Source organism: Janthinobacterium sp. UMAB-56, assembly GCF_900095265.1.
Taxonomy (GTDB): Bacteria; Pseudomonadota; Gammaproteobacteria; order Burkholderiales; family Burkholderiaceae_D; genus Janthinobacterium.
In genome coordinates, this window is record NZ_LT607653.1 from 216,054 (window position 1) to 240,128 (window position 24,075).

Sequence of the window (24,075 nt, forward strand, 5' to 3'; positions counted from 1 at the left end):
ATCGCACGCTAACGCACGCGATCGGCGCGCTGTTCAGGCGAACTTACTTCATGGGAGCGATATGACCGAACCGAAAAATGGCCTGGCCCTGGCGGAACTGCTGCAGCGTAACCGCCGCTGGGCCGACTCGATGGTGGCGAAAGACCCGAACTTCTTCAAGAACCTGGAAGCGCAAACTTCACCCGAATACCTGTGGATCGGCTGCTCCGACAGCCGCGTGCCGGCCAACGAACTGCTGGGCATGGCGCCTGGCGACGTGTTTGTGCACCGTAATATTGCCAACGTGGTCGTCCATTCCGACCTCAATTGCCTGTCCGTCCTGCAATTTGCCGTGGACGTGCTGAAAGTCAAACATGTCATCATCGTCGGCCATTACGGCTGTAAAGGCGTGCATGCGGCCATGACGGGGACGCGCATCGGCCTGGTCGACAACTGGCTGCGTCACGTCCAGGACGTGGGCCAGAAACACGAGCGCTACCTGGGCGACGTGCTGACCAGCCGCCAGCGCGGCGACCGCCTGTGCGAATTGAATGTGGTCGAGCAAGTCTTGAACGTGTGCCAGACCACCATCGTGCAAGATGCGTGGGAACGTGGCCAGGAACTCAGCGTCCATGGCTGGGTGTATGGCTTGAAGGATGGCTTGCTGAACGACCTGGAAGTGACCGTCACGGCAGGCCACGAACTGGCGCCGCGCATGGCGACCCGCCTGGCCCGCTACGAAGCGACGGCGTAAGCAACGCTGGCGCCGCGCCTATGGCGCGGCGCCTCTCAGGCGGCCGGGTCTGCCTGCAGTGGACTTCCCCCGGTTGCTCGGCACATTCCCCTGCCGGCCGTCATGAAAGTAGCGAGACTTTCGGTGCGCCGCTCGGCGCGCAAGCGCCGGGACATGCAGCGATAACTATTTCAACATGCTGCGCGCCGCCGCGATGATGTGCCGCGACAGCTGCTCCAGGCGCGGCGATTGCACCTTCCACGTGTGCCAGTACAGGGCCACGTCGGCCGGGGTCTTGGGCGTGAGCATTTCTACCAGTTCACCATCCGTGTTTGCTTTCAGCAGCAGCTCGGGCACCATGCCATAACCGAGACCGTAGCGGATGGCGTTGAAGTGCGAGGTGGCGCCCGGCACGTAATGGCAGGGGTAGGCCCCTTCGGGCAGCCCCAGCGCTTCTTGCAGGAACGACGATTGCAAGGTGTCCTTGCGCGTGTAGGCGACGACGGGCGCCGTGCGGGCCGCCTTGCGCGTCAGGCCATGCGCGAACCACTGCTGGCGAAACGCCGGCGTGGCCACCAGCCAGTAACGCATCACCCCCAGCGGCTCGGCCGTGCAGCCGCGCATTGGCTTGGGCTCGGTGCTGATGCAGCCAATCGCCATGCCCGTCTCCAGCAGGGTATACGTGTGGTCCTGGTCTTCCACGGTCAGGTCCAGCAGCACGCGCTCGCGTATCAGCACCTCGGACAAGGCGGGGAAAAACCAGGTACCCATCGAATCCGCGTTCAGCGCCAGCACCAGGGTCAGCGGGGCATCCTGCTGCACCGCCAGTTCCGCCTGCAAATCGGCTTCCAGCAGCTTGGCGCGCTTCAGGTATTGCATCAGGCGCTGGCCCATGCGCGTGGCGCGCGCGGGACGGCTACGCACGATCAGCGCATTGCCCAGCTGGCTTTCCAGCGCCCGCACCCTCTGCGAAATGGCGGGCGACGTCAGGTGCAGCCGTAGCGCCGCCTGCTCGAAACTGCCCGTTTCGACGACGGCGCGGAACGCTTCCGTGTGCTTGGGATTGAGATCCATGGTCATCGCTTTGCATAAGAAAAATTTATCAATACTAAATAATACTTACTTTTGATAAGGATAGGTGTGTTGCAGTGCACAATGCTTCTTTGATGGAGTGCAGCGTACCCGTATGCGGCCTCCTGGCAGCAAGGAAATACCACCATGGAAGCACAAGCGAACGACACGACCACCCGCAAGCCGCCATCGAAGCTGGCGCGCAATCTGAAATTCGGCCTGGGATTGACCCTGGGCCTGGGCATGGCCGCCGCGCTGGCAGGCGGCTGGTGGCTGCGCCAGGCGTGGCAGGATTTGCCGGCCGTCGAGCACCTGGCGCAGTACAAGCCTGCGCTGCCGCTGCGCATTTTCTCCAGCGAAGGCGAGCTGCTGGCCGAATACGGCGAAGAGCGCCGCGAATTTTTGCCCTTGCAAGACATCCCGCTGCGCATGCGCCAGGCCTTGCTGGCCATCGAGGATGCGCGTTTCTACGAGCATGGCGCCGTCGATTTCTATGGCTTGACGCGCGCCACGCTCGCCAACGTCGTCACGGGCCACCATGCGCAGGGCGCCAGCACCATCACCATGCAGGTGGCGCGCGATTTCTTCCTGTCGCGCGAAAAGACCGTGCAGCGCAAGCTGACGGAGATGCTGCTCGCCTACAAGCTGGAACAGCACTACGGCAAGGACAAGCTGCTGGAACTGTATATGAACCAGATTTACCTGGGCGAGCGTTCCTACGGCTTTTCCGCCGCTTCGAACATTTATTTCGACAAGCCCCTGGCCGACGTCAGCATCGCCGAAGCGGCCATGCTGGCCGGCCTGCCGAAGGCGCCGTCGGCCTATAACCCCGTCGCCAATCCGCAGCGCGCCACCGTGCGCCAGCATTACATCCTGCAGCGCATGCGTGAACTCGGCTACATCACGCCAGCCGAATACGCCGCCGCCGTGGCGGAGAAACTGGCGCTGAACAAGCACCGCAACAGCTCGGTGCACGCGGCCGCGTATGCGGTCGAGGAAGCGCGCCAGCTGATCTTGCAAAGTTATCCCGAAGGTGCCTACAGCATGGGCCTGGACGTGACGACCACCATCCGCATGGCGCCGCAGCGCGCGGCCGACAAGTCGCTGCGCGATGGCTTGCTGAATGCCCAGGCGAGACGCGGCTACCGTGGTCCTGACGCGCGCCTGGCCGCCTCCGAAGACAGCGTGGCGCGCCAGCTGGCCCCCTATCCGGACAGCGGAGAAGTGCAAGCCGCCCTGGTGCGCAAAGTGGATACTTCCGGCAAGCGCCAACTCACGGCGCAGCTGCGCAATGGCGAGGAAATCATCGTGCTTGCATCCGATGCGCGACTGGGCGGCAAGTTGCCGCTCGACGGCAAGCGCGCCATCGTGGAAAACAGCGTCATCCGCGTGGTGCACGACGCGGCGAAAAGCCCTTGGCTGGTGAGCCAGCTGCCCGAGATGGAAGGCGCGCTCATTTCCGTCGAGGCGCACAGCGGCGAAATCGTCGCCATGGCGGGCGGCTTCGATTTTTACCGCAACCACTACAACCACGCCATGCAGGCCTACCGCCAGCCGGGCTCCAGCTTCAAGCCCTTTGTGTATTCGGCGGCGCTGGAAAAGGGGTACTTTCCCGGCACGGCCGTGGATGATACGCAGCGCCTGCTGCTGCCGCAGGAAACGGGCGCCCGGCCCTGGCGTCCGCGCAATTACGGTAACAACTATGAGGGCTTCATCAGTGTGCGGCGCGGCCTCGTGCGCTCGAAAAACCTCGTTGCCGTCAGCCTGATGCAGGCAGCCGGTCCCGGCTACGTGCAGCACTACGCCACGCGCTTCGGCTTCGAGGGCGCGCGCAATCCTGTCTCCCTGCCGCTGGCCTTGGGGGCAGGCGCCGTCACGCCGCTGCAGCTGGCGCAGTCGTATGCCGTATTTGCCAACGGCGGCATGCAAATGCCGCCGAAATTGATCAAGGAAGTGCGCAGCCGCAGCGGTGCGGTGCTGTTCAGCGATGCGACGCCGCGCGCCAAGGGCGAGCCGGCACCAGGCACGCAAGTCATCTCCACCCGTAATGCCTACGTCATGGACAGCATGCTGCGCGACGTCGTCAAGAGCGGCACGGGACGCGGCGCGCTGGCCCTGGGACGCAGCGACGCGGCCGGCAAGACGGGGACGTCGAACAATGCGTATGACGCCTGGTTCGCCGGCTATTCCTCGGGCCTGGTGTCCGTCGTCTGGCTCGGCTACGACCAGCCTAAAAGCCTGGGCAACGCCACGGGCGGCACCCTGGCGCTGCCCGTCTGGCGCGACTACATGCAGGTGGCCGTGCAGGGCCGCCGCGAGCAGGTGCTGGCCGAACCGCCAGGCCTGGCCCTGCTCGATGGCGATTATGTGTATGCCGAATACCTGGCCGGCGACTGTCTGCGAGACAGCCACGCCTTCATCCACAGCAGCGTCAGTTGCGGCAGCGACGGTGCCGATACGCGCATGGCGCACGGTGACGCTGGCGATGGCGGCTCCGGCACGGCCACAAACGAAGCGCGCACCCTGAGCGAAGCGCGCGAACGCGAACAAATTCTCAAATCATTTTCGGAAGAGTAAGAGCATGCTGTTATATACGATTTACCTGGTGGCGATTGTTGCCGAAGCGATGTCCGGCGCCATCATGGGCATGCGACGCGGCATGGATTTGTTCGGCATCTGCATGATCGGCACCGTCACGGCGCTCGGTGGCGGCACCGTGCGCGACGTGCTGCTGGGGCACTATCCGCTGGGCTGGATCGCGCATCCCGAATACCTGCTGTTTACCATCGGCGCGGCCGTCGTCACGGCCTTTGTTGCGCGCTACCTGCATCATCTGCGCGCGATTTTTTTGCTGGTCGATGGACTGGGCCTGGTGGCGTTTTGCGTGATTGGCTGCGACATCGCCATGTCGGCCAAGATGCATCCGGCCATCGTCGTGCTGGCGGGGATGATCACGGGCGTCTTCGGCGGCCTGCTGCGCGATATCCTGTGCAACCAGATTCCCCTGGTGCTGCAGCGCGAAGTGTATGCCACCGTGGCCCTGTTTACGGGCAGCCTGTACGTGGGTCTGCTGTACTTCAAGGTCGACAGCTCCGTGGCGCAGCTGGCTTCCATCGGCGCCGGCTTCCTGTTCCGCTTCCTGGCCCTGCACTTCGAGTGGCGCCTGCCGAATTTCAATGGCGACCGGATTCGCGGTTTTGAGTAAGGCTGTAGTCGCGTGAATATTTTTACGCGCCTTTAACCCCTTTTTCTCCGCCGCTGCGTTTCATGCTTATCACCCCAGCCAAATGGAGCAGAAGCGATGTCCACCGTCCTCAAGATCACCCTGATACTGACTTTGCTGCTGTCGGCGGCCAGCCAGGCCGCTGACACGGCGCCGCGCAAGACCCTGGCGCCGTTCGCCAGCGAGCAGGCCTTGAGCAGCTACCTGCAGCAGTTGCAGGCGCGTCAGGCGGCCCTGCAAAGGGAGCAGCAGCGATTGCAGCGCGCCACGGTTCGATACATGGCGATGACAGCGCCGGCAACGCCCGCCGCTCCCGCGCCGATGGCGGCGAACGTCGTGCCGGCGGCAGCGGCGGAAGCGGCCGAATCCGTCACCAATGTGCAGACGGCAGGCGTGGACGAAGGCGGCATCGTCAAGCTGCATGGCAAGCACCTGGTGATGCTCAGGCGCGGCAAGCTGTTCACCGTGCAGGTGGGGGGCAAGGCCCTGCAGCCCGTCGCGGCGCTCGATGCGTTCGCGCCGGGCAGCGACCCGTCTGGCAGCTGGTATGACGAAATGCTGATCGATGGCGACACGGTGGTGGTGATCGGCTACAGCTACAGCCGTGGCGGCACGGAGATCGGCCTGTTCGACATCGATGCGGACGGCAAGCTGGCGTACCGCTCCACGTATCACTTGCGCTCCAACGATTATTACTCGTCGCGCAATTACGCCAGTCGCCTGGTCGGCAGCAAACTGGTGTTCTATACGCCCCTGTCGCTGAACTTGCACCGGGGCGACCCGTTTGACGGCTTCCCTGCGCTGCGCCGCTGGCGCCCAGACGCCGTGCCGTCCGCCTTCAAGCGCATCGCCCCGGCCACGCGCATCTACCGCACGGATGACGAAGTTGAACCGGGCGCCGGCCTGATCCTGCACACGGTCACCGTGTGCGACCTGGCGCGGCGCGACATGCGCTGCGAAGCGACAGCCGTGATGGGGCCGCAGGGGCGCGTGTTTTATGTGTCGGGCGAATCCGTTTTCGTGTGGACCACCCGCCGGGGCAGCGACTCTGGCGTGTTCCGCCTTCCCCTTGATGGTTCGGCGCCCAGTGCGCTGAAGGTGGCCGGCGCGCCCGTCGACCAGTTCTCGTTCCTGGAAAGCGTTGATGGCCACTTGAACGTTTTGCTGCGCGCCGAAGGCCAGGGCGACGCGATGTGGGATAGCGCGTGGGGGCGCGGCGACCTGGCCTTGCTGCGCGTGCCATTGACGTCGTTTTCCGATGGCCGCGACAGTGCGCCCGCCAGCAGCTACACGCCGTTGCCCGGTGGCGGCGGCGATGGTTTGCAGAACCGCTATGTGGGGTCCTATCTGTTATACGGCAATCCGGGTAATGCAGGACGCCGCAAGGCAGACCAGGCCTGGCCGCGCCAGCCCCTGTATGCCGTGCGCTGGGCTGATGCGGGCACCGTGCAAGCCTTGTCCCTGCCGCATGGCGTGGAGCGCATCGAGGCGTTGGGCAATGACGCCGTGGTGATCGGCGCGCAGGGCAAGGATCTGCACTTCAGCAGCATCCGCCTGGGGAGGCAGGCGGCGATTGCCACGCGTTACATCCGCGCCGATGCGGCGCAGGGCGAGTCGCGCAGCCACGGCTTTTTCTATAAGCCGCAAACGGCCAGCGAGGGCATGATCGGGCTGCCCATCCTGGGCGCGGACGAGCGGCCTGGCCGCAACAGCTCAGCTGCATCCGTTCTCTATCTGCGTAACAGCGGCTTGCAGTTGACGCAACTGGGCGCGCTGGCGGCGCGGCCGGGCCAGGCGCCAGACGACGGCTGCCGCGCTTCCTGCGTGGACTGGTATGGCAATGCGCGGCCCCTGTTCCTGCAGGGCAGGGTCTTCGCCCTGCTTGGCTATGAATTGGTGGAAGGGGCGCTCAAGGAGGGAAAGATCAGCGAAGTGCGCCGTGTCAGTTATGCGCCAGCTGCACGCTGAAGGCGTAGGGAAATTGTCGCTGCCGCGTAGTTCGGCTACACTGGTCCGCATGCCCGACACTTTACTGACCGCGACGGACGAAGATCTGATGCTGCACTACAGCGCCGGCGACCTGCCATCGTTTCGCGAATTGTACCGGCGCCATAGCCAGGGCCTGTACCGCTTCGTGGCCTGGCGTGCGCCGCGCCGCGCGTGGGTGGACGAGATCGTGCAGGATGCGTGGGCCAGCCTGCATGCGGCGCGCACGGGCTACCAGCCGCAGGCGGCCTTCCGCACCTATCTGTATCAGATCGCGCGCAACCGCCTGATCGACCTCCTGCGCCAGCGGGAAGGACAGGCGCACGACGACGCGGGCGAACTGGCGGACGAGGGCGCATCGCCGCAGCAGTCGCTGGAGCAGAAACAGCAGCACGCGCGGCTGCATGCGGCCATTGCGGTGCTGCCGGTGGAACAAAAGGAAGCGCTGGTGCTGCAGCAGTTCAGCGGCATGAGCATCCTCGAGATTGCCGTGGTGACAGGCGCGGAAGCAGAAACCGTCAAGAGCCGGCTGCGCTACGCCATGCAGAAATTGCGCGCGGGCTTGGACAGCGCCGCTGGCGCGGGAGGACAGCCATGAAACCGCACGATACGGATCATCAAGAGCATCACGACGAAGAATTGAATTCACTGCTGGCCAGCCTGCCGCAGCCTGCGCCTTCCAGCGCGCTCGATGCGGCCATTTTGGCGGACGCGGAAAAGGCCTTGCAGCAACCGGTAGCCGCGAACGACAGCGCCGATGGCGTGCTGCGCACCCTGCCGGCGAAGAAGTCGCCCGACTATCTGCAACGCTGGCGCGTACCGCTGGGACTGGCTGCTGCCGTGCTGTTGACGGTCAACCTGATCGGCGTGGACTGGTTGGGCTCGAAGCCGGCGCAATTTCCCGTGGTGGGGGAGCCGCTCATGCAGGAGGTGATGCCCGCTGCGTCGCCCGTGCCGCAAGCTGCCGTCGCCATGGAAAAAATGGCAGCCAAACCGGCGCCGCCGCTCGAACTGGCGCCGCTATCGCCGCCAGCCACGGACATGCATCAGCCAATGCATCAGCCAATGCCGCAGCAAGCCGTCATGCAGGCCGATTCCAGCCTGCAGCACCAGGCACCGGTGCAGCACGCGCTGGGCATGCCCGCTCCCTTCGCGGCCCGCTCCGCGCAGCTGCCGCCGCCGGCCAGGCTCGATGCCGGCGTATGGCTGGTAAAGATCGACGCCTTGTTAACAGCAGGCGAAGGCGCGCTGGCGCGCGAGGAGTGGACGGCGTTCCGACAGGCGTATCCCGACTATCCCGTGGCCGATGAGCTGCGGCAGCGGCTGGAGGAAACGAAGCAGTAGCGCGCTAGACGATACCCTTCCTGCGTTCCCACACGGCGCTGCCGACGAAAATGGCGGCGCAAACCCACATCACGGCCGGCAGGGCGTTCACGCCCACCGACTGCATCAGCACCCCTGTCAGCAGGGGGCCGCCGCCGCTGGTCACGCCCCAGGTAGCGTTGACGATGGCGCTGGCGCTGGTCAGCGACAGGCCCGTGAAGCGCTCGCCGCAGGCCACCAGCGCCAGCATGTAGATGCCGCCCGCCGCCGCGCCCAGCAACAGCAGCAAGGTCCACCACAGCCACGGCGTGCCGACGGCAAACGGCAGCAGCGGCAGCAGCAGGCAGACGGCCACGCCGCAACCGGCGTGCACCCTGGCGCGGCCGAAACGATCGGCCATCCATCCCAGCGCGAATTGCAAACCCGTGTCGCCCACCAGCACCACGCTGGCCGACAGCAGGGCCAGGTCCGTGCCGATGCCGTGCTCCATCGCGTACAGCGGCAGCAAGCTCAATGCCAGGGTATCGAACAGGGCGAAGAAGGCGGCACCGAGCAGTATCATCGGCATGCGCGGCAAGATCAAGGTCCACTTCACGCCGTGTGCTTCAGGTTCGCGTTCCGGGCCGCTGTTCGAGATCAGCATCAATCCCGGTACGGCCAGCAGGAACAGCAGGCCGCAGGCGGCGAAGCTCCAGCTGAGCTTGTCGTTGAAGAGGGCGACGAGGGCAGGGCCGATCAGCTGGAAAAAGGTAAAGCTGGTGGTGTACATGGCCACCACGCGGCCGCGTGAATTGTCGGGCGCCAGGCGGTTGACCCACGCCTCGCCGATGGTAAACAGCACGCCCATGGCAGCGCCGAACAGGAAACGCAGCACGCTCCACGCCAGCAGATGGTCGGTGAACTGCATGGCGATCGTCGCCAGCGAGGCTGCCCATACGGCGCCCAGCATGGTGGCACGCGCGCCGAAACGCCCCACCCAGCGCGAAACGAACGGCGAGGCGGCCAGGATGCCGAGGGCGCTGACGGCCGTGATCATGCCGATGATGTCCGTGCCCACGCCACGCTGGTGCAGCGTCAAGGCGGTGAGCGGCATGGTGGCGCCCAGGCCCAGGCCCACCACGCCGATGCTCACCACAAGGGCGAAGAAGTCGCGCCACGGCATGTGCTTCATGGCTGCCCCCGCAGGGTGAAAAAGGTATTCGGGATGGCTGGAAAACGGTGTGGATGCATGGAAAAGTAAGGGACTTTGCCTGCGGCGCTGGTGTTTGGCGCCGGACGGGCATATGATGATTTTAATAAGGCGATATGGCCAAGCCGTAGTGTAGGCGATGTGTGCCTCCGCTGGCCACGTGTGGCCGTTTTTACTGGCTCTGCTGTACAGTGTAGCGAGCGGCAGCGCTGTCATGGCGCTGTCATTGGATCGTCAAGCCAGTGAGGAAGCCCTATGCGCCGTCCCATCGTTCTCGTTCCTGCCTGCCAGCGCCAGCTTGGCAGCCACGTCTGGCACATGGCGCAGGACAAATACCTGCACGCCGTGCTGCGTGGCGCCGGCTGCATGCCGCTGTTGCTGCCCGCCCTGGGCGCTGACGCCGACCTGGAAGCGGCGCTGCATATCGCCGATGGCGTCATGCTCACCGGTTCGGCCTCGAACGTCGACGCTCGCCTGTATGGCGAAAACATCCTGCAGCCCGACCTGCCGCAAGACCCCGCGCGCGACGCCACCACCTTGCCTTTGATCCGCGCCGCGCTGGCGCAGCAGTTACCCCTGCTCGCCATTTGCCGCGGCTTCCAGGAAGTCAACGTGGCCCTGGGCGGCAGCCTGCACCAGGCCGTGCAGTCGGTGCCGGGCATGCTGGACCACAGGGAGAATGTGCTCGATCCCCTGACGCGCCAGTACGCGCCCGCGCACCGCATCAAGTTGATGCCGGACGGCCTGTTGTCACGCCTGCTGGGGGGCGAGAGCGAAATGATGGTCAATTCTTTGCATGGCCAGGGTATCTCCCGGTTGGCCGATGGCTTGCTGGTGGAAGCCTTGGCCGACGACGGCCTGGTGGAAGCGTATACGGTGGCCAGCGCCGCCGGTTTTGCACTGGCCGTGCAATGGCACCCGGAATGGCAGCTGGAAGACAATCCGCAGTCCATGCGATTGTTCGGCGCCTTTGGCCAGGCTTGCCGCGATTACCAGGAACAGCAGCACAGGAAGAAAGAATGACGACAGGATGACAGCAGAGCAGAAGGGCGCGCCGCCCGCAGCAGGTGGCGCTTGATCAAGACCAACGAGAGGGAAACATGGCAATACGCGAAAATTTCACCTATACGGATATGGATTTGTGGCTCAATGAAAAGCGCGTCACGGAAATCGAGTGCCTGGTACCCGATTTGACGGGCGTGGCGCGCGGGAAGATACTGCCGCGCGGGAAATTCACCCAGGAGCGCGGCATGCGCATCCCGGAAGCAGTACTGGGCATGACGGTGACGGGCAATTACCCGGTCGACGATGGCGGCTACGACCGCGCCATTTCCAGCACCGACCGTGACATGATTTTAAAAGCCGACCCCACCACCATCACCATGGTGCCGTGGGCCACGGACCCCACCGCGCAAGTCATCCACGACTGCTATTTTGCCGACGGCATGCTGGTCGATTTTGCTCCCCGCTCCGTGCTGCGGCGCGTGCTGAAACTGTATGCGGACAAGGGCTGGCAGCCCGTGGTGGCGCCCGAACTGGAGTTCTACCTGACGGCGAAAAACACCGACCCCGATTTGCCCTTGAAGCCGCCCATCGGGCGCAGCGGCCGCGCCGAGACCAGCCGCCAGGTGTACAGCATCGACGCCGTGAACGAGTTCGATCCCCTGTTCGAGGATATCTACGATTACTGCGAACTGATGAACCTGGACGTCGACACCCTGATCCATGAGATTGGCGCGGGGCAGATGGAAATCAATTTCCTGCACGGCGACCCCCTGGGGCTGGCAGACAAGGTGTTCTTCTTCAAGCGCACCCTGCGCGAAGCGGCTTTAAAGCATGATATGTACGCCACCTTCATGGCCAAGCCCATGGCCGGCGAGCCGGGGTCCGCCATGCACGTGCACCAGAGCGTCGTCGATGCGAAGACGGGCCTGAACATCTTCAGCAACGAGGACGGTTCGGCCGCACCCATCTTCAAGCATTACATCGCGGGATTGCAGCGCTACATGCCATCGGCGATGGCCATCGTCGCGCCCTATGTAAACTCTTACCGCCGCATCGTGCGCCACACGGCCGCGCCCATCAACATCCAGTGGGGCCTGGATAACCGCACCGTGGGTTTTCGCGTGCCCGAGTCGGGCGTGCAGGACCGCCGCGTGGAAAACCGCATCATTGGCGCCGACGCCAATCCCTATCTGGCCCTGGCCGTTACCCTGGCCTGCGGCTACCTGGGCATGACGGAGCAGCTGGAAGCGACGCCGATGATGGAGGGCAGCGCCTATGACATGAAATTCGAACTGCCGCAAGGCTTGCCCGAAGCCCTGCAACTGCTGCGCGCGGAAGACAAGCTGCGTACGGTGCTGGGCGAGCGCTTCATCGACGTGTATGCAGCCATCAAGGATCTGGAGCACCAGGAATTCATGACGGTGATCAGCCCTTGGGAACGCGAACATTTACTGTTGCATGTCTAAGAAAGGAACAGCATGAGCACAACAAACAATCCGCTGGCGCCGAGCGCCGCCCTGGTCGCCTCCGTGGCGCAGAAAAACGCGGCGCCGCAGGTGTATGACACGGCCGCCATCCAGCACATGGACTCGGCCCACTACCTGCATCCATTCACCGATTTCCAGGACCTGGCAAGCAAGGGCGCCAGGGTGATGGTGCGCGGCGACGGCGTCTACCTGTGGGATAGCCAGGGCAAGAAAATCGTCGATGGCATGTCGGGCCTGTGGTGTGTGAACGTGGGTTATGGCCGCACCTCGATCTCGCAAGCCGTGTACCGGCAGATGGAGACGCTGCCCTTCTATAACAGCTTCTTTGGCACGACGAACGTGCCGGCCGCGCAACTGGCGGCCAAGCTGGCGCAAATTTCTCCGCCGCAGTTCCAGCATGTGTTCTTCACCGGCTCCGGCTCGGAAGGCAACGACACGAATTTGCGCATGGTGCGCCGCTACTGGGACATCCTCGGTTACAAGGAGCGCCACACCATCATCAGCCGCCATAATGCCTATCACGGCAGCACGGTGGCGGGAGCGTCGCTGGGTGGCATGGACGGCATGCATGCGCAGGGCGGCTTGCCGATACCCGGCATCGCGCATATCGGCCAGCCGAATTACCTGGAGTCGGGCCACGGCTTGACGCCCGAGCAATTCGGCGTAAAGGCGGCTGGCTGGCTGGAAGAAAAAATCCTGGAAATCGGCGCCGACAAGGTGGCCGCCTTCATCGGCGAGCCGGTGCAGGGCGCGGGTGGCGTCATCATCCCTCCATCGACCTACTGGCCCGAAATTCAACGCATCTGCGACAAGTACGGCATTTTGCTCATCGCCGATGAAGTCATCTGCGGCTTCGGCCGCCTGGGGCGCTGGTTCGGCTCCGAACTGTTCGGCATCAAGCCCGACTTGATTACCTTTGCCAAGGGTGTCACTTCGGGCTATGTGCCCCTGGGCGGCGTGCTGGTGGGGGACAGGGTGGCCAAGGTGCTGATCGAGCAGGGCGGCGAATTCACGCACGGTTTCACGTATTCGGGCCACCCCGTGGCCTGCGCTGCGGCGCTGGAAAACATCCGCATCATCGAGGAAGAGCAGCTGGTGGCGAAGGTGGCAGACGACACGGGCCCATACCTGAAACAGTGCTTCGCCAGCCTGGGCGAACATCCGCTGGTCGGTTATGCGGACAGCTGCGGCCTGGTGGCGGGCCTGAACCTGGTGCGCAAGAAGGGCGCCACCGTGCATGACAACGAGTTGTTCGACGAGGGCCAGGGCGTGGGCATGCTCTGTCGCGCCCACATGTTCGACAACGGCGTCATCATGCGCGCCGTGGGCGAACGCATGATCGTCGCCCCGCCGCTGGTCATGACGCGCGCGCAGATCGATGAAATGGTGGGCTTGATACGCCTGTGCCTGGACAAGACGTATGCGGACGTAAAGGCGAAGGGCTGGGTGTAGGTTTTTGTCCCATTTTGCCGCCTGCTGCGCATTTTTGGAGCGCATTGGCGGCAGTTCCGCTAAACTTCCATCTTGGCCGCTCCTGAAGCGGCCAGTTTTTCATTTTGATACCCTCTTACCCTGAAGCTACCCACACATGACGATAGCAACACCCTTTGCTTCGGCCAGCGACGCCCCGGCGCCTTTCTTGCTGATTGATCAACTGGTCAAGGAATTCGATGGCGTACGCGCCGTCAATGATATTTCCGTGACAATCAACAAGGGCGAGATCTTCGCCCTGCTGGGCAGTTCAGGTTGTGGCAAGTCGACCTTGCTGCGCATGCTGGCCGGTTTCGAGACGCCGACGTCGGGACGCATCGCCCTGGCGGGCAACAGCATCGTCGATGTGCCGCCGCATCAGCGGCCCATCAATATGATGTTCCAGTCGTATGCGCTGTTCCCCCATCTGTCCGTGTGGGACAACATCGCCTTCGGCCTGCGCCGCGACGGCTTGCCGAAAGCGGAAGTGGCGGCGCGAGTCGAGCAGATGCTGGCGCTGGTGCAGCTGGGCCAATACGCGAAGCGCAAGCCGCACCAACTGTCGGGCGGGCAGCAGCAGCGCGTGGCGCTGGCGCGTAGCCTGGCCAAGCGGCCGCAATTGCTGCTGCTCGACGAGCCGCTGGGCGCGCTCGACAAGAAACTGCGCGAGCGCACGCAGATGGAACTGGTCAACATCATCGAACAGGTGGGCGTCACCTGCGTGATGGTCACGCACGACCAGGATGAAGCCATGAGCATGGCCACGCGCATCGCCGTCATGAGCGAAGGGCGCATCCTGCAGGTGGGCGCGCCCGGCGAAATCTACGAGACGCCGAACTGTCGTTTCGTGGCTGACTTCATCGGCAGCGTCAACCTGTTCGACGGCCGCATCACGCAGGACGAACCCGATCACGTTGTCATCGCCACGCCCGATGGCGAGCATTATGTCTCGCACGGCATCACGGGCAACCTGGGGATGGATGTCTCGGTGGCCGTGCGGCCCGAAAAAATCGGCATCCAGATCGAGCCGCCCGCTCTGGCAGAGCGCGCGTCGCCTGCGGAAGACGGCTACAACTGCGCCCAGGGCGTAATCGTCGCCATGGCGTATTTTGGCAATGAAACCAGCTACCATGTGCGCCTCGACAGCGGCACGGTGGTGAAAGTATCGCGCACCAACGCGGCCCGCCATGACGCCGCGCGCCTCGAACGCGAACAGCGCGTGTGGGTGTGGTGGGACGGCGCCGATATCGTCGTGCTGACGAGCTGAGGCCCGCATGACATCCATTCTGCAATCGCTGCGTAAGCTTGTTACCTTGCGCTGGGCAAGGGGGAGCAATGCGGGCCGCAACGCCGTCATCGCCGTGCCTGCACTATTCCTCGCGGCCGCCTTCCTGCTGCCCTTCCTGATCGTGCTGCGCATCAGCCTATCCGACATGGACACGGCGGGCAGCCCCTTCGGCGGCCTGCTGTCGTATGTCGACGGCATCGTCGTGCTGAAGGTCAAAATCGCCAACTACCTGTTCATCGCGGCCGATGAACTGTATCTGCTCACCTATCTCAGCTCCCTGAAATATGCGGCCATCACCACCGCCATCTGCCTGTTTATCGGCTATCCCTTCGCCTACTTCATGGCGCGCGCCAGGCCATCCATCCGGCCCGTGCTGATGATGCTGGTGATGCTGCCGTTCTGGACCTCCTTCCTGCTGCGCGTGTATGCGTGGAAGGGCATCCTGGCCAACCACGGCTTGCTCAACGACCTGCTGATCGCGCTGGGCATCGTGCAAGAACCGCTGCACATGATGAACACTTCGTTTTCGCTGGTGGTCGGCATGGTGTACGCCTATCTGCCCTTCATGATTTTGCCCCTGTATGCGAATCTGGTGAAAATGGACATGCGCTTTCTGGAAGCGGCGGCCGACCTGGGCGCCACGCCTATGCAAGCGTTCTGGCGCATCACCGTGCCCCTGTCGAGGTCGGGCATCATCGCCGGCGCCATGCTGGTGTTCATTCCTTCCGTGGGCGAATACGTGATTCCCGAGTTGCTGGGCGGCCCGGAAACGTTGATGATCGGCCGTGTGCTGTGGGATGAATATTTCACCAATAACGACTGGGCCATGGCGTCGTCGGTGACGGTGCTGGTGGTCTTGCTGATCCTCGTGCCGATGGCGATTTTTAACAAGTACAAGACGGATCAAGGCGCGGAGAAACAGGCATGAACGGACGCACCTTTTTACAGCGCTGGTTTGGCCGCGGCTGGCTCTCGCTCGGTTATTTGTTCCTCTACCTGCCCATCATCGTGCTGATCGTCTTCTCGTTCAACAGCTCGCGCCAGGACATGGTGTGGAGCGGTTTTTCGCTGCGTTGGTATAGCGAGTTGATGAGCGATACGGAAATCATCTCGGGCTTCGGCCTGTCCTTGAAGATCGCCTTCCTGTCGGCCACCTCGTCCGTTATCCTCGGCACCTTCGCCGCCTTTGCCTTGAGCAGCTACCAGCGCTTCCGTGGCCGCACCGTGTTTTCCGCCATGGTCAGCGCGCCGCTCGTGATGCCGGAGGTGATCATCGGCCTGTCCCTGCTGCTGATGCTGGTGTCCATGCAAAAAGTCTTCGGCTTCCCCGAGCGGGGCGTGCTGACCATCTGGCTCGGCCACACCCTGCTGGGCATGGCGTATGCGGCCGTGGTGGTGCAATCGCGCCTGCAGGAAATGAGTAAATCGTTGGCTGAGGCGGCCATGGATCTGGGCTGCCGCGCACACCAGGTCTTCTTCCTCGTGACCTTGCCGAACATCACGCAGGCCCTGGCATCGAGCTGGCTGCTGACATTCACCCTGTCGCTGGACGACGTGGTGCTGTCGGCTTTCCTGTCCGGTCCCGGTTCGACGACGATGCCGCTGGTGATCTTTTCGCGCGCGCGCCTGGGACTCGATCCGCGCGTGAATGCGATTGCGGCGCTGACTATCCTGGTGGTGACGCTCGCCGTGATCGCGTATGCCGTGATGCTGGCGCGCGCCGACCGGAAACGCCGCAGGCAGTTGTCTGCGACCTATTCTTCAGACTAGGAGTAAGCTGGCGTTTTCACCTTGCAGGAGACGACCATGACGGAAAACACCAGCTGGCATGCACGGGCAGCAGCGCTCACGATCGATGGCCGCGCCTTCATCAACGGCGAGCGCGCCTGGGCCAGGTCCGGCCAGACCTTCGATAATCTGTCTCCCATCGATGGGCGCATGCTGGGGCAGGTAGCCCGCTGCGATGGCGCGGACGTGGATGCGGCCGTGCAGGCCGCCCGCGCCGCTTTTGAGGACCGCCGCTGGGCAGGGAAATCACCCGCGCAGCGCAAGCGCGTGCTGATCAAGTTCGCCGACCTGGTGCAACAGAATGGCCCCGAGCTGGCCTTGCTGGAAACCCTGGACATGGGTAAGCCGATCAAGTACAGCCAGAGCGTGGACGTGGGCGCCACGGCCAACTGCCTGCGCTGGTATGGCGAAGCGATCGACAAGGTCTACGACGAAATCGCACCGACTCCCGCCAACAGCCTGGCCCTGATCACGCGTGAACCGGTGGGTGTCGTTGCCGCCATCGTGCCGTGGAACTACCCGATGATCATGGCCGCCTGGAAGATCGCGCCGGCCCTTGCGGCCGGTAACAGCGTGATCTTGAAACCGTCCGAAAAGTCGCCGCTGACGGCGCTGCGTCTGGCCGACATCGCGCTGGAAGCGGGCGTGCCGGCCGGCGTGCTGAACGTGTTGCCAGGTTACGGCAACGAGGCCGGCGCCGCGCTGGCGCTGCACATGGATGTCGATTGCATCGGCTTTACGGGTTCCACGCGTACGGGCAAACTGATCGTGCAGATGGCGGGCCAGTCGAATTTGAAACGGGCCTGGACGGAACTGGGCGGCAAGTCCGCCAACATCGTTTGCGCCGATTGCCCTGACCTGGACAAGGCCGTGGCGGCCGCCATCGGTTCCATCTTTTTCAACCAGGGTGAAAGCTGCAACGCGCCTTCGCGTTTGTTCGTGGAAGCCTCGATCAAGGAAGAATTCCTGGCCAAGGCATTGGCCATGCTGCCCCGTTTCCAGCCAGGCGATCCGCTCGACGAAGCCACCGTCATGGGCGCCATCGTCGACGCCACACAGATGCAAACGGTGATGGGCTATATCGCGGCCGGCAAGAACGAAGGCGCGCAGTTGCTGGGCGGCGGCGAGGCCGTGCGCGCGGAGACGGGCGGTTACTACGTGCAGCCGACCATCTTCGGCGTGGACGCCGGCATGACGATCGCGCGCGAAGAGATCTTCGGGCCCGTGCTGTCCGTGCTGGGCTTTACGGATATCGCCGAGGCGGTGAAGCAGGCCAATGCCACGCCATACGGCTTGCAGGCAGCCGTGTGGACGTCCGACATCAGCAAGGCGATCCAGACGGCGCGCGCCCTGCGTGCGGGCACCGTGCACGTCAACCAGTACGACGGCGACGACATCACCGTGCCGTTCGGCGGTTACAAGCAGTCGGGCAATGGGCGCGACAAGTCGCTGCACGCGCTGGACAAGTACACGGAGCTGAAGACGACGTGGATACAGGTGGGATAATTTCTATAATGGTACTTAAAGGGGCTAATTAATGGTGTTGATGGCTTAAAATAGTTCTTTTAGGGGCCATTATATTTTCCATGGCGAGGTATTTGTGAGAATTTGGATCGTATAAGTGCTAATTTAAGGATAAATTGATCACAATTAGCTACTATAAGATCCAGTGGAGCCGCCATGCAGTGCCATTTTCAAATTTTTCATGATGATGCGTGGCACGATTGCGCATCGCTGACTTTGCTTGAGCCGGCAGGCGGCAATCCACGCACCGGTGCCCTGTTCGAGTATGACCTCGATTATGCTTTCTTCACGCTTGAGAGTGGACCTGTCTCGCTGCGTTTCCCTGTCACGGCAGAAATGCAGAAGCTGGCGCAATGGCCAGCCTTTCTCTTTGACCTGATTCCCCAGGGAAGCGGACGGACATATCTGCTTGGGCAGCTTCAACTGGCCGATGGTCCGGCTGCCGATTTTCCGCTGGCGTGTGCCGGTGCATTCAATCCCGTCGGGCGCGTGCGCATCGCCGAGGCCGTGCAGTACTACGCACGACATATGAATCGTCACGACAAGGGCAAGCCGCTGTCAGGCTTTTCACTGGATGAGATCATAGGTCGCGGCGATGCCTTCAATGAGCGCATGCTGAGGCATGGCATGCTGGCCGCCGGCAGCCTGGGGGTGCAAGGAGCGGCACCGAAATATCTGCTGACCACAGACCATGCTGGTCTCTGGCATGCCGACGGCGCCCTGGCGGACCAGTACGCGGCTGCCCATTTCATCGTCAAGCGTCCGCGCGGAAAGACCGCCAGCGACGCCAAGGTATTGAGAAATGAAGCCGCGTACATGACTGTGGCGCGCGCAGTGGGCTTGCGCACCGAAGGCCAACTGCGCTATCAGGACGATACCTTGTTCATTCCCCGTTTTGATCGCCGCATCCGGGATGGAAAAGTGCTGCGACTGCATCAGGAGAGCGCCGCTTCGCTGGCAGGTGTCGTTGGCTTTGATGCCACGCCCAGCCAGTTCGACCTATTGCAGGCGCTGCGCGCCGTCGTCAGCGACAAGACGGCGGAAACCATTGAATTTCTCAAACGCGACATCTTGAACCTGGCCATGCGCAATACCGACAATCACGCACGCAATACGGCGGTACAGCAAGTCGGTGCCGAGGTGCGCCTCACGCCGCTGTTCGATTTTGCGCCGATGTACCTGGACCCGGATGGCATTCCACGCGCGGTGCGCTGGTATCACCCCGATACCAGGAACGAGCTGCATGACTGGACGACGATACTGGCCACGATCGGCATGCCGGACGTGGAGCGCCAGCAGGTCCGTCTCGCGCTATACGGATTTGCCCAGCAACTGGCTGCGTTGGAGCAGCATATGCAGGAGGCAGGCGTGGATGATGACATCATTGCTTTCCTCCGGCCACATATCGCCGGGCAGATCGAACAGCTCAAGGCATTGGGAGAGCACTGACATGGCGCGTACAAAAAAGACCGTTGACAAGGAAGCGTTGCGGCAGCGCCGGGCGGTACTTTACGCAGCCATTGAAGCAGGCGCCGTCACGCTACAGCACGCCGTCAGGGAAATGCGCGCCATCTCGCGCCTGACGCAGGCCCAATTTGCGGAACACCGAGGGGTCAGCCTGAAAACCATCAAGGAGATCGAGAGCGGCAAAGGCAATCCGACCATCCAGACGCTGAACCGACTCGGGCAGTTCTTTGGACTGGAGGTGGCGTTTGTACGCACCGAAACGCTGCGCGAAAAAAAAGTCGCCCCGGTGAGTGCCGGGGCGATATCGCCTCAATAGGCTAGATCAGAAGATCAGAAGCAGTGTTCCAGCGCCGGGAAGCTGCCATCCTTGACGGCTTTCACATAGACGGTGACGGCGTCGTCGATGCTGGCAGCGCCTTCCATGAAGTTGCGCACGAAGCGCGCCTTGCGGCCTGGGAACACGCCCAGCATGTCGTGCATGACGAGCACCTGGCCCGAGCAGTCGGGACCGGCGCCGATGCCGATGGTGGGGATCGTCAGCATGTCGGTCACTTCCTTGCCCAGCTGCGATGGCATGGCTTCCATCAGCACGATGGCGGCGCCCGCGTTTTGCAGCACCAGCGCGTCGTTCTTCAGTTCCGCAGCGCTTTCCGTGCTCTTGCCCTGCACTTTATAGCCGCCCAGTTGGTGCACCGATTGCGGCGTCAGGCCGATGTGGGCGCAGATGGGGATGCCGCGCTCGGTGAGGAAGCGGACGGTCTCGGCCAGCCAGGCGCCGCCTTCGATCTTGACCATGTGCGCGCCCGCCTGCATCAGGATGACGGCGTTGGCGTAGGCTGTTTCAGGCGTGCCGTATGCGCCGAACGGCAGGTCGGACATGATCATGGCCGACTTGGCGCCGCGCGCCACGGACGCCGTGTGGTAAGCCAGTTCGGCCATGGTGACAGGCAGGGTGGAGTTGTGGCCATTGCAGACCATGCCGAGCGAATCGCCGATCAGCAGGATCTCCACGCCGCAGCGGTCCATCAGGGACGCGAAGCTGGCGTCATAGCAGGTCAGCATGGAGATCTTTTCACCGGCGGCGCGCAACGTGGCCAGGGTGTGGATGGTCACGGCCTTGTTGGCGACAGGCTTGGATGGCGCCGGCACCGGTGTGGTGGCCTTGTCTTTTGCGGCCAGATCTGTTCCTTGCAAATAAGCGGACATAGGTATTCTCTAGAGTGAAAGGAGGGTGATGCGATTGCGACGCCGCTAGTGTAGTACTTTATGCGGCGTGCTGCAGGAGCGGCATTGTAGAGGATGGGAGCACAACGGTTCAGAGCTGGCTGATGACCTGGTCAGCGACGCTTGCCAGGTAGCCTTGCGCCGGGCCGAGTCCCGGCACGACGATAGCCGGCGCCAGGGCCAGCAGCGGCACCAGCACGAAGGCGCGCTCGGTGATGCGCGGATGCGGCACCGTCAGCGTGGCGCTGGCGATGTGTTCGTCGCCGTACAGCAGCAAGTCCAGGTCCAGCGTGCGCGGGGCGTTGCGATAGGGCCGCTCGCGTCCGTGTGCCGCCTCGATGGCGTGCAGTGCCAGCAGCAGTTCCTCTGCCGGCAGGGTGGTCGTGATGCGCGCCACGGCGTTGATGTAGTCGTCACCGCTCGAAGCGATGGGCGCCGTGCGGTAGCTGGCCGATGCGTCGATCAGCGAGGCGCCGGGCAGGCGCGCCAGGCGCGCGATCGCATCTTGCACATTCGCGCGCGCATCGCCCAGGTTGGCGCCGATGCCGATGTAGGCGGTTACCGCTGGCAGTGCGTCCATTATTCGTCGCCGGTGCTGCCCGTGGTGTTGCCACCGCCCGTGCCGGTCTTGCTGCGCGTGCTGCGGCGTGGCGGACGCTTCTTCTTGGTTGCGCCCGGCGCGGCATTGGCGCTGACGAGCAGCGCTTCGCGCGTTTCCTCGTCGCCTTCATAGAACGCCGTCCACCATTCGCCGATGTCCATGTCGATCTCGCCCGAGGCGCAGCGCAGCAGCAGGAAGTCGTAGCCGGCGCGGAAGCGCAGGTGTTCCAGCAATTTGTACGGTGCCTTGCCAACCCGGCGCTCGAAGCGCGGCTGCATCGACCAGATGTCGCGCATGTCGGAACCGATCTTGCGTTGCAAGGCGAGTTTTTCCGTTTGCGAATCGAGCACGTCGTCGGCCGCCAGGTGCAGCGCGGGGATGGTCGATTCGCCGGCGGCGCGGTAGGCCGTCCATTTTTCCAGCACCTGGTGCCACAGCAGCGAGGCAAACAAAAAGCCTGGCGAGACGGTCTTGCCGGCGGCGATGCGCTGGTCCGTGGCATCCAGCGCCAGGGTGACGAATTTCGCGCCCAGCGGCTGTTCCAGCACCACGTCGAGCAGCGGCAGCAGGCCGTGATGCAAGCCTTCCTTGCGCAGCTGCTGCAAACAGGCCAGCGCGTGGCCGCTCATCAGCAGTTTCAGCATTTCGTCGAACACGCGCGGCGCCGGCACATTGTTGATCAGCGGCGCCATGATGGGAATCGGTGCGGCCGTGTGCGGCTCGATGGTGAATTTCAGCTTGGCGGCGAAGCGCACCACGCGCAGCATGCGCACGGGGTCTTCGCGGTAGCGCTCTTCCGGCTTGCCGATCATGCGCAGGGTCTGGGCGCGGATATCTTCCACGCCGCCATGGTAATCCAGCACTTCCTGCGTGGCCGGGTTGTAGTACATGGCGTTGATGGTGAAGTCGCGGCGCAGCGCATCTTCGTGCTGCAGACCGAAGGTGTTGTCGCGCAGGACGCGGCCATGTTCATCCTTGGGCGCTGAATCGGCGCCGGCGCCGCGGAAGGTCGTCACTTCCAGCAAATCCTGGCCGAACATCACGTGCACGATCTGGAAGCGCTTGCCGATGATGAAGGCGCGGCGGAACAATCGCTTGACCTGTTCCGGCGTGGCGTTGGTGGCGATGTCGAAGTCTTTCGGTTTGACGCCCAGCAGCAGGTCGCGCACGGCACCGCCGACGACGAAGGCTGCGAAGCCCGCTTCCTGCAGGCTGCTGGTGACGCGGATGGCATTCGACGACACCAGTTTCGGGTCGATTCCGTGTTGCGCAGAACCTAGCACGATGGGTGCCGTGGTGTCGCGCGCTGCCTCTTTTTTAACGCCGAGGATCTTGCGGATGAATTTTTTAATCATTGAATAAATGGAGTGATGGCCAGCCGTGGAGGGATGCGTGTGCGCTCAAAGCGGTGTTGGGATTGGTTGCGACCGGGTGGGTCACGACCGACAGCAGGGGAATGTCGTTGTGCGAATCGCTGTAAAAGTAGCTGCGCTCGAACTGCCCCAGTTCCTTGCCCAACTTTTCCAGCCAGGCATGGGTGTGGGTCAGTTTGCCCGCGCCCAGGGTCGGCGTGCCTACCAGCTTGCCCGTGACATTGCCTTCGTCGTCATATTCGGGCATGGCCGCCAGCAGATGCTCGACGCCCAGCGCATCGGCGATGGGCTTGGTGATGAAATGGTTGGTGGCCGTGACGATGGCCAGCAGGTCGCCCGCGTCCTGGTGCTGTTTCAGCAGTGCCACGACTTCCGGGCGGATCGCCGGCAAGACCACTTCGGCCATGAATTGCCGGTGCAGCGTTTCCAGGCGTTCGCGCGGGAATTGCGCCAGGGTGCCGAGGGAGAATTCCAGATATTCCACCGGATCGAGCGTGCCGGCCTGGTATTGCGCGAAAAATTCGTCGTTGCGGCGGGTGAATTCGGCGGCGTCCACGGCACCGATGCGTACCAGGAATTCGCCCCACTCGTGATCCGAGTCGATGGGCAGCAGGGTGTGGTCGAGGTCAAACAGGGCCAGATTCATCATTCTTTCGCTTCCGCCTGCAGCAACTCGCGCAACAATGGCAAGGTGATCGGGCGTTGGGTTTCAAGGGAGTAGAGGTCGAGAGAGTCCAGCATCGTCGACAGCGAACGCATGTCGCGCCGGAAATGGGACAGCAGATAGGGTAACACGCCCGGCGACAAGGTCAAACCGCGGGTGGTGGCAGCCTGGGTCAGGGCGGCGATTTTTTCATCGTCGGTCAAGCCGTGGATTTGATAGATCAGGCCCCAGCCCATGCGCGTGCGCAAGTCTTCGCGCACCGGCAGCACGGCCGGCGGCACGGCGCCGCTGCATACCATGAACGCCTTATTGGCGCGGATTTCATTGAACAGGGCAAAGGCATCGATCTGCGCCAGCGGCGACAGCTTTTCGCAGTCGTCGAGCAGGTACAAATCCACGTCAGGCGAATACACGAATTCGGACTCGATCGAGAACGGCGAAATATAGCGCGCGCGCTCGGTGCTGGCCAGGGCCTTGAGCAGATGGCTCTTGCCGGCGGCCAGTTCGCCCCACAGGTAGGCAAAATGTTCGCGCGAGGTGCGCGCGGCGAACTGGCGCATCAGCTGCGCCACTTCGGCATTTTGTCCCACCTCGAAGGTATCGAGGCTGTGCGCCTGGTCTGTGCCTAAATCGAGCACCAGTTGTTTCATGGCGTACGCCTTGTCCTGTTTTTCATTACT

General features: G+C 63.2%; 22 protein-coding genes. 15 read left to right on the forward strand and 7 right to left on the reverse strand.

Annotated elements, in window-relative coordinates; all coding sequences use genetic code 11:
- The first annotated feature begins 61 nt into the window (after window positions 1-61).
- Window positions 62-733, forward strand: coding sequence for a carbonate dehydratase (gene can / locus K0F85_RS06905; protein WP_077408716.1), 672 nt, complete (start codon window positions 62-64; stop codon window positions 731-733).
- Window positions 734-898: 165 nt separating this feature from the next.
- On the opposite strand, the gene K0F85_RS06910 is transcribed toward can, so the two are convergent.
- Window positions 899-1,792, reverse strand: a complete 894-nt coding sequence (locus tag K0F85_RS06910) for an HTH-type transcriptional regulator ArgP (RefSeq protein ID WP_219115253.1) — start codon at window positions 1,790-1,792, stop codon at window positions 899-901.
- A 138-nt stretch (window positions 1,793-1,930) separates the two neighbouring features.
- Here K0F85_RS06910 and K0F85_RS06915 point away from each other — a divergent pair, with 138 nt between their 5' ends.
- From K0F85_RS06915 to K0F85_RS06935, 5 genes are all read left to right on the forward strand, one after another.
- The gene (locus K0F85_RS06915; protein WP_219115255.1) at window positions 1,931-4,360 is read left to right on the forward strand and encodes a penicillin-binding protein 1A; all 2,430 of its coding nucleotides are present in this window, start codon (window positions 1,931-1,933) and stop codon (window positions 4,358-4,360) included.
- Window positions 4,361-4,364: 4 nt separating this feature from the next.
- Window positions 4,365-4,988, forward strand: a complete 624-nt coding sequence (locus K0F85_RS06920) for a trimeric intracellular cation channel family protein (RefSeq protein WP_070254674.1) — start codon at window positions 4,365-4,367, stop codon at window positions 4,986-4,988.
- 96 nt (window positions 4,989-5,084) lie between these two features.
- Entirely contained in the window at window positions 5,085-6,974 is a 1,890-nt protein-coding gene (locus K0F85_RS06925) for a beta-propeller domain-containing protein (RefSeq protein WP_219115262.1), read from the forward strand.
- 49 nt (window positions 6,975-7,023) lie between these two features.
- A complete protein-coding gene (locus K0F85_RS06930; protein WP_257572585.1) occupies window positions 7,024-7,590 on the forward strand; it encodes a sigma-70 family RNA polymerase sigma factor in 567 nt (188 codons plus the stop codon).
- Window positions 7,587-8,336: a hypothetical protein gene (locus K0F85_RS06935; RefSeq protein ID WP_219115263.1), complete on the forward strand. Its 750-nt coding sequence runs from the start codon at window positions 7,587-7,589 to the stop codon at window positions 8,334-8,336. The genes K0F85_RS06930 and K0F85_RS06935 overlap by 4 nt, the downstream gene beginning before the upstream one ends.
- Before the next feature lie 4 nt (window positions 8,337-8,340).
- Here the strand turns inward: K0F85_RS06935 and K0F85_RS06940 are convergent, their stop codons facing one another.
- Window positions 8,341-9,486, reverse strand: a complete 1,146-nt coding sequence (locus K0F85_RS06940; RefSeq protein ID WP_219115265.1) for an MFS transporter — start codon at window positions 9,484-9,486, stop codon at window positions 8,341-8,343.
- Window positions 9,487-9,759: 273 nt separating this feature from the next.
- Between K0F85_RS06940 and K0F85_RS06945 the strand changes: the two genes are divergently transcribed.
- The 9 genes from K0F85_RS06945 to K0F85_RS06985 all read left to right on the forward strand — a co-directional run bounded on the left by K0F85_RS06945 (window position 9,760) and on the right by K0F85_RS06985 (window position 19,849).
- Entirely contained in the window at window positions 9,760-10,527 is a 768-nt protein-coding gene (locus K0F85_RS06945) for a gamma-glutamyl-gamma-aminobutyrate hydrolase family protein (RefSeq protein ID WP_219115272.1), read from the forward strand.
- Window positions 10,528-10,604: 77 nt separating this feature from the next.
- Window positions 10,605-11,975: a glutamine synthetase family protein gene (locus K0F85_RS06950; protein ID WP_219115273.1), complete on the forward strand. Its 1,371-nt coding sequence runs from the start codon at window positions 10,605-10,607 to the stop codon at window positions 11,973-11,975.
- Window positions 11,976-11,987: 12 nt separating this feature from the next.
- The gene (locus K0F85_RS06955) at window positions 11,988-13,448 is read left to right on the forward strand and encodes an aspartate aminotransferase family protein (protein ID WP_219115275.1); all 1,461 of its coding nucleotides are present in this window, start codon (window positions 11,988-11,990) and stop codon (window positions 13,446-13,448) included.
- Window positions 13,449-13,584: 136 nt separating this feature from the next.
- Window positions 13,585-14,733 (forward strand): ABC transporter ATP-binding protein, encoded by a 1,149-nt coding sequence (locus tag K0F85_RS06960; RefSeq protein WP_219115278.1) that lies wholly within the window; start codon window positions 13,585-13,587, stop codon window positions 14,731-14,733.
- A gap of 7 nt (window positions 14,734-14,740) precedes the next feature.
- On the forward strand, window positions 14,741-15,682 hold the full coding sequence (locus K0F85_RS06965; protein ID WP_219115280.1) for an ABC transporter permease subunit: 942 nt from the start codon (window positions 14,741-14,743) through the stop codon (window positions 15,680-15,682).
- The gene (locus tag K0F85_RS06970; protein WP_219115282.1) at window positions 15,679-16,524 is read left to right on the forward strand and encodes an ABC transporter permease; all 846 of its coding nucleotides are present in this window, start codon (window positions 15,679-15,681) and stop codon (window positions 16,522-16,524) included. The genes K0F85_RS06965 and K0F85_RS06970 overlap by 4 nt, the downstream gene beginning before the upstream one ends.
- A 36-nt stretch (window positions 16,525-16,560) precedes the next feature.
- On the forward strand, window positions 16,561-18,048 hold the full coding sequence (locus K0F85_RS06975) for an aldehyde dehydrogenase (RefSeq protein WP_219115283.1): 1,488 nt from the start codon (window positions 16,561-16,563) through the stop codon (window positions 18,046-18,048).
- 174 nt (window positions 18,049-18,222) lie between these two features.
- Entirely contained in the window at window positions 18,223-19,515 is a 1,293-nt protein-coding gene (locus tag K0F85_RS06980) for a type II toxin-antitoxin system HipA family toxin (RefSeq protein ID WP_219115285.1), read from the forward strand.
- Window position 19,516: 1 nt separating this feature from the next.
- Window positions 19,517-19,849, forward strand: a complete 333-nt coding sequence (locus tag K0F85_RS06985) for a helix-turn-helix transcriptional regulator (protein ID WP_219115287.1) — start codon at window positions 19,517-19,519, stop codon at window positions 19,847-19,849.
- Between the two features lie 14 nt (window positions 19,850-19,863).
- Here K0F85_RS06985 and panB read toward each other — a convergent pair whose 3' ends face one another.
- From panB to hda, 5 genes are all read right to left on the reverse strand, one after another.
- The gene (panB, locus tag K0F85_RS06990; protein ID WP_219115288.1) at window positions 19,864-20,739 is read right to left on the reverse strand and encodes a 3-methyl-2-oxobutanoate hydroxymethyltransferase; all 876 of its coding nucleotides are present in this window, start codon (window positions 20,737-20,739) and stop codon (window positions 19,864-19,866) included.
- 109 nt (window positions 20,740-20,848) lie between these two features.
- Window positions 20,849-21,337 carry a 2-amino-4-hydroxy-6-hydroxymethyldihydropteridine diphosphokinase gene (gene folK / locus K0F85_RS06995; RefSeq protein WP_219115289.1) on the reverse strand — a complete coding sequence of 163 codons (489 nt, stop codon included), beginning with the start codon at window positions 21,335-21,337 and terminating at the stop codon, window positions 20,849-20,851.
- Window positions 21,337-22,713 carry a polynucleotide adenylyltransferase PcnB gene (gene pcnB / locus K0F85_RS07000; protein WP_219115290.1) on the reverse strand — a complete coding sequence of 459 codons (1,377 nt, stop codon included), beginning with the start codon at window positions 22,711-22,713 and terminating at the stop codon, window positions 21,337-21,339. Before pcnB ends, folK begins: the two co-directional genes overlap by 1 nt.
- Entirely contained in the window at window positions 22,706-23,377 is a 672-nt protein-coding gene (locus tag K0F85_RS07005) for an HAD family phosphatase (protein ID WP_219115605.1), read from the reverse strand. Before K0F85_RS07005 ends, pcnB begins: the two co-directional genes overlap by 8 nt.
- A complete protein-coding gene (gene hda, locus K0F85_RS07010; RefSeq protein ID WP_058048421.1) occupies window positions 23,377-24,045 on the reverse strand; it encodes a DnaA regulatory inactivator Hda in 669 nt (222 codons plus the stop codon). Before hda ends, K0F85_RS07005 begins: the two co-directional genes overlap by 1 nt.
- Window positions 24,046-24,075: the final 30 nt, after the last annotated feature.